The sequence below is a fragment of the Streptomyces odonnellii genome (genome assembly GCF_000981895.1).
Classification (GTDB): Bacteria; Actinomycetota; Actinomycetes; order Streptomycetales; family Streptomycetaceae; genus Streptomyces; species Streptomyces odonnellii.
Genome location: NZ_LATD01000309.1, coordinates 1 through 5,032 on the forward strand (window position 1 = coordinate 1; position 5,032 = coordinate 5,032).

The following is a 5,032-nucleotide window of genomic DNA, read 5'->3' on the forward strand; positions in this document are numbered from 1 at the left end:
GGCCGGGGGTGGGAGTGACCGGGCAGACTTCGGCGTCGACCGCGCCGATGCGCTCGCCGGCGGAGACGACCGCGGCCGGGCAGCCTTTCCCGCAGCCGCTGGACAAGGCGCATGATCCACAGGTCGGATTGTCTCCGACCGGGTAGCGCTCGTGGAAGCGGTAGGCGTCCAGGCGTTGTGCGATGTCGTCGTGCTGCCGCACATTGCCGACGATGAACTCGGTGTCCTGGTGCTGCGACTGGGGAGTGCGCGCAGCGAAGACGAGGTACGGGCAGACGGTGACTTCCCCTGCGGTGAAAACGTAGATGATCCGGCCGGCCTCACAGCCGGCGAGCGGCTTCGCGTCGTTGGGGAAACGGATGTGGACCATGTCAAGATCACCGGCGAACGGCTCGGTGAGGGTGTGAACCCGCCGCATGTGGTCCTGCGAACTCGCGAGTTTCCGCTGCGACTTCACGCCGCGGCCCATGCTGGAGAGCGGGTTCATCAGCACGTACCTCGCGCCCTGCTCGCGGGCAAACACGCACAGCTCGGCATACTCCCGGTCCTCAGCAAGGCTGTTGGGCGTGCACAGCAGCCCCTGCAGACTTCCGGCGGCGGCGAACCTGCGCACGGTCGCCACGGTGGTGTGGAACGACTGACGGTTGCCGCGGAACCTGCCATGCGAGTTCTCGGAGAAGCCGTCCAGCGAGACGTTGACATGCACGTCCATCGCCGCGAGCTCATGGATCTGGTCGTCCGTGGCGAGGGTCGCGTTCGTGCAGATGCCCACGCCAATCCCCACCGTCCGGAACGCCCCGACCACCTCCAGCAGGTCCTCGTGGACGAAGGGCTCACCCCCGGTGAGCGTGACACGCGTGACCCGGGCCGCGGCGAGCTGGGGGATGACCCTGCTCTGAATCTGCGCCAGCGGCATCGCGTCACCGTACGGCCCCGAGGACACGAAGCAGTGCGCGCAGGTCAGGTTGCACCGCTCCGTGATCTGCACAAGTGCCTTGCGATAGGGGGCGGCGACGGATGTCCGGAAATAGCAGGAGGCTGCCTGAGCCGTGCCGACGATGCTGCGTGTGTTCATCAGTGCGACCTCGTTCTCTGTGGAATCGTGCTCGCTCGGGTCAGTGTCGGAGGACTGGGGCACCTGCACCTGCTGTGGATGCCGACGCGTGCAGGCGGTCCCGATGCCCTCGCTCATCGGGGGTGCTGACCGCGTTCCGACCGTACGGCGCGGACCAATCCGGTAGAACTGACTGTGCGTACGGGTTTCAGTGCGCTGGGCGACCCGGGAGCAGGCCGGTATGGGCAGGCCGCGACGAACATCGGCCGGAGCCGTGAGCGGTTTCGTGCTGCGTCTGGCGCGTGAGAGCAGCGGCCGCACGCAGGTCGCCATGGCCGAGGCGCTGGGTGTAGATGTCGACACGCTGCAGGGCTGGGAGTCCGGGCGCCGGCCACTGGCGAACACGCGAGCCGGGTCCCTGTGGGAGCTGCGCCGGCGCCTTCCCGCGCTCGGCGCGGACGCGACGCTGGTGCGCTGGCTGGACGCGGCCACGGACGCGGACCGCATCATCGCTGCCGGACTCGCCGACGACGGCACACCGCACCCACTGGCCGGGTGGGTGCACACCCGGGACACCGCACACGTTCTGGCCTGGGCACTGAACGGCACGCCGCCCCAGGCGCTCGCCGGGCGCTCGTCAAAGCCACGGCGCGGTCCGGCCTCTGCTGCTCCCCAATTGGCCGCAGGTGACCGGGCGGTGTTCTTCGACCACTTGCGTACCGTGACCGAGCACTCTGCCCGTCAGAGCGAGGACGGGGTACTGCTGCACCGCCAGGCGCTGTATCTCGCCTCCTACGACCGGGGCCCGGACGCAGCCGCGTGGACCGCCCACGCCCTCCACGGCCGCCGTGACGCGCTCGCCCGGCGGGGCTGGTCCCCCCAGTGGGCTGCCGCCCGTTCTACTGCCAGCACTCGCCCGGCTCGGCGACCCGCAGCCACTGCTCGACTTCATCGACCGCGCCCTGGCCGATGACGACACCGCCGAGGCCGCAAACTTGAACTACTGGGCACTGTGGCTGGGCGCGATGAGCGTTCCGCAGAGCGACGACACGTTCATGCGCGACCGGGACCTGTCGGGCTGGGACCCGCTCACCCTGCTGCGCGGCCTCGCGCAGGGCCTCGTCGGCACGCCCGGGTTCGTCGACCTGTACGCGCACTCGCTTTTCGCGCTGCTGGCAGTGAACCCCTGGCTGCCGCAGGCGGCCGGCCCGATCGCCGCGCCCCTGCGCACGCGGGCGGAACATCTGCTGGACTCCGCGGATCTTTCGTCACGATCACGCCGCGAACTGGGCAGAGTCCATTACGTTCTGAGCGAGAACTGCACCTGAGAGACCGGAGAGACACCACATGTCCGATGAGACAAACAAGGGCGATGACACCGCCAAGGGGACCGCGGGTTTCATCTTCGAGATGGGCGTCCTCAAACGCTCCGCCCGTACCGGCTGGTGGTTCACCGGTAACAAGCACCCTGAATCAGTCGCCGAGCATTCCTTCCGCGTCGGGGTAATCGGCGCTGTCCTGGCCATGATGGAGAAGGTCGACCCCGCCCAGGTCGCCCTGCTGTGCCTGTTTCACGACAGCCAGGAGACCCGAGTCGGTGACATCCCGCACATCGGCCGCCGCTACCTGCGCGCCGCCTCCAACAGCGAAGTCACCGCCGACCAAGTGTCCAACGCGGATCCTGCCGTACGGGAGGGTGTGCAGGGCGCCGTCGACGAATACGAGGCGGCCACCACCCCGGAAGCGGTCGTCGCCCGCGACGCGGACAAACTCGAATGCCTGGTGCAGGCCCTGGAATACCGCGAGCAGGGCTACAGCCTCACCCAGAACTGGATCGACACCAGCCTGGCCAGCCTCAAGACACCCTCGGCCAAGGCCCTCGCCGAGGCAGCGATGTCGATGCCGTCCTTGGAGTGGCAGCAGAACTACCTGCGCCAGTAACGTGACTGGTCACGGCAGCGTGACCAGCCACCCAACTGGGGTGTTCGCCCCCGGTCGACGAGCCAGTACGCCCCAGGAGGGGCGGGCCCGGGGCGTGACGCATCCGAAGTTGGGGAATGTCTGTACGGCCGTCCAACAGGTCAGGGCGGCGTTCTGGTGTTCTGTGATGGAGTAACCGCCCCGGCGGGCCGGGCCGTCCGACGACGGGCGCGGTCAGGGCCGACGGCGGTGGACCGGGATCGCGAGGCTGGTCAGCGCCAAGCGAGGGTCCCCGAGCCGGTCTCGACCTGGCCGAGCGCCAGCGAGCGGACGTACGCGAGCCTGACGCCCGATCTATTACATCTTGATCTTGCTGAGGGAGGAATCCCCCTGGCCCTCCTTGTGGCTCACCGTATGCGGCGAGCTCTGCACATGGCAGCCGGTCACTGCGCCATCGGGGCCTGGCGTATCGGTCCCGATGGGCACGTGTGTCCAACGGCCTCTGTGGCTTTGGGCGCTCGTCCGGCTGCCCGGTGGCCGGGCCGGCATCATCTGGGATAGTGCCGTGGGGGGGGAGGACCTCCGGGTCGCCCGGCTGATCACCCGGGCTCAGGTCGCGGGCCTGTTGTCGCACCGCCAGCGGGCTCCGTCCAGTTCACAGCGGGGGCGGATCGTCACGGTGCCAGCCCGCCACAACGCCGACAGCGCCCGTCTCTACAGCGGCGGGGCATCCGGGCTGAAGTGCTGGTTTCGGTGCCGATCGGGCAAGCGTGTGCCGTTCATGGACCGAGGCCGCCCCACGTCCGGTCTCCCTGACTGCGGCACCACGGTCCACGGCGAGCAGCCGTCACGGCACGGTGCGCTGCTGCCCGTCTCGGTAGCGGGAGTGGCTGATGTGCCAAATGTAGGAAGATGCGATGGATTTGATGGCTCCCGCGTGAGTAGTGAGGGGCCCGTTGCCGCTGGCGGCGAGTTCGGTGATGCGGGGACCCGCCGCAGCTGCTCGTTCCTCACACATGCGGGCGGCCAGCCGGAACGCCTCGTCGAGGTCGCACTGGTGCTGTCGCATCAGGAGTGTGGGCAGGCTGAGGGGGCCCTGGCCGTTGGGGTCCGTTTCCTTGGTGTAGGAGGCGAGGTCGTTGATCCAGCCCGCGAGGTCGGCGACGGCTGTTTCCAGTTCCCGGACGGCCGCCGAGGACCGCTGCTGCTCGGTGAGGTGGTATCCGAGGGTGATGTCGGCGGTTGCCATGAGGGTGTGTACGAAGACGGTGTGGGGGCGCATCGCCAGGTAGTCCGGCATTGAGATCTGGTCGGGTCTGTGGAGGTGGTGGGCCTCCCAGAGGATTCCGAAGAGGTTGTCCACAGGTGTGCGGTCAGTCGCAAGTACTGGGTGGGCGTGGTCCGTTCTGCGAACCGGGTCAGGATGTCGTGCAAGGCGGCGCCGTAAACGCTGGTCCGGTGGGTTGTGCGGGAGTGGCCGGCGAGGAGGGGCACGCACTCGCTGATCAGGCGGGCCAGGCGGGCGGGGTCCTGCGCCCCGGGGGCTTCCCCGTGTGTGTCGTTGAACGCGGTGAGCCACAGGAAGAGGTCGGCGCAGAGGAAGAGGCTGTCGGGGTCGGCCGCCGGGAATGTGCGTGCCATTCCCTGGCCGGTGATGTTGCAGAGCGCCATAAGTGCCCTGGGTGAGCTGACCAGCGGGTAGGTGTGGAGCCATTGCGTGGTCTGGCGCTCGATGGCGTCGGCGTGCGGGCTGGTCGGGAAGGGGGCGGGGAAGAAGTCCTGGAGGTCGGGCAGTTGCGGGCGTGGCCGTCCGGGACTGGTCATGCCGCCTTCCCGGTGGCCGCGTGGATTCTCGGTTCCGCGGTCATGTCGAGGGAGGAGGGGTGCACGGTGATCTCGGGTACGGGCCGGACGGTGACGCCGGGGGTGGGGCGCAGGCGCCAGCGTGATGCGATGAGCGCGGTGATGACGATGGCCTCGGTCAGGGAGAACTGGTCTCCGATGCACATCCGTTTGCCGGTGCCGAAGGGGATGAAGGCGCCGCGGGGTGGCTGGGGG

At 68.7% G+C, this 5,032-nt stretch carries 6 protein-coding genes; 3 read left to right on the top strand and 3 right to left on the bottom strand.

All coding sequences use genetic code 11. The features are described 5' to 3' along the window. The coding region (locus WH07_RS26770; RefSeq protein ID WP_046505246.1) for a radical SAM protein at positions 1-1,075 on the bottom strand (1,075 nt) is incomplete at its 3' end. A gap of 253 nt (positions 1,076-1,328) precedes the next feature. Between WH07_RS26770 and WH07_RS41370 the strand changes: the two genes are divergently transcribed. Genes WH07_RS41370 through WH07_RS26780 form a run of 3 tightly spaced genes read left to right on the top strand, consistent with a single transcriptional unit; the run spans position 1,329 to position 2,995 of the window. After that, positions 1,329-2,027 carry a helix-turn-helix domain-containing protein gene (locus tag WH07_RS41370; RefSeq protein ID WP_232789070.1) on the top strand — a complete coding sequence of 233 codons (699 nt, stop codon included), beginning with the start codon at positions 1,329-1,331 and terminating at the stop codon, positions 2,025-2,027. A 22-nt stretch (positions 2,028-2,049) separates the two neighbouring features. Beyond that, positions 2,050-2,382: a hypothetical protein gene (locus WH07_RS41375; protein ID WP_232789071.1), complete on the top strand. Its 333-nt coding sequence runs from the start codon at positions 2,050-2,052 to the stop codon at positions 2,380-2,382. A 19-nt stretch (positions 2,383-2,401) separates the two neighbouring features. Then, positions 2,402-2,995: an HD domain-containing protein gene (locus WH07_RS26780; protein WP_046505239.1), complete on the top strand. Its 594-nt coding sequence runs from the start codon at positions 2,402-2,404 to the stop codon at positions 2,993-2,995. Between the two features lie 826 nt (positions 2,996-3,821). Here WH07_RS26780 and WH07_RS41810 read toward each other — a convergent pair. Together WH07_RS41810 and WH07_RS26790 are read right to left on the bottom strand one after the other, a co-directional pair. Further along, a complete protein-coding gene (locus tag WH07_RS41810; RefSeq protein WP_269801389.1) occupies positions 3,822-4,688 on the bottom strand; it encodes a terpene synthase family protein in 867 nt (288 codons plus the stop codon). A gap of 106 nt (positions 4,689-4,794) precedes the next feature. Further along, positions 4,795-5,032: cytochrome P450 (locus WH07_RS26790; RefSeq protein ID WP_046505243.1), on the bottom strand; the 238-nt coding region annotated here is incomplete at its 5' end.

Excerpts from the sequence above, each read along its gene's own strand:
- WH07_RS26780 (WP_046505239.1), top strand. The coding sequence starts at position 2,402 with ATGTCCGATGAGACAAACAAGGGCGATGACACCGCCAAGGGGACCGCG.
- WH07_RS41810 (WP_269801389.1), bottom strand. The coding sequence starts at position 4,688 with ATGGCTCCACACCTACCCGCTGGTCAGCTCACCCAGGGCACTTATGGC.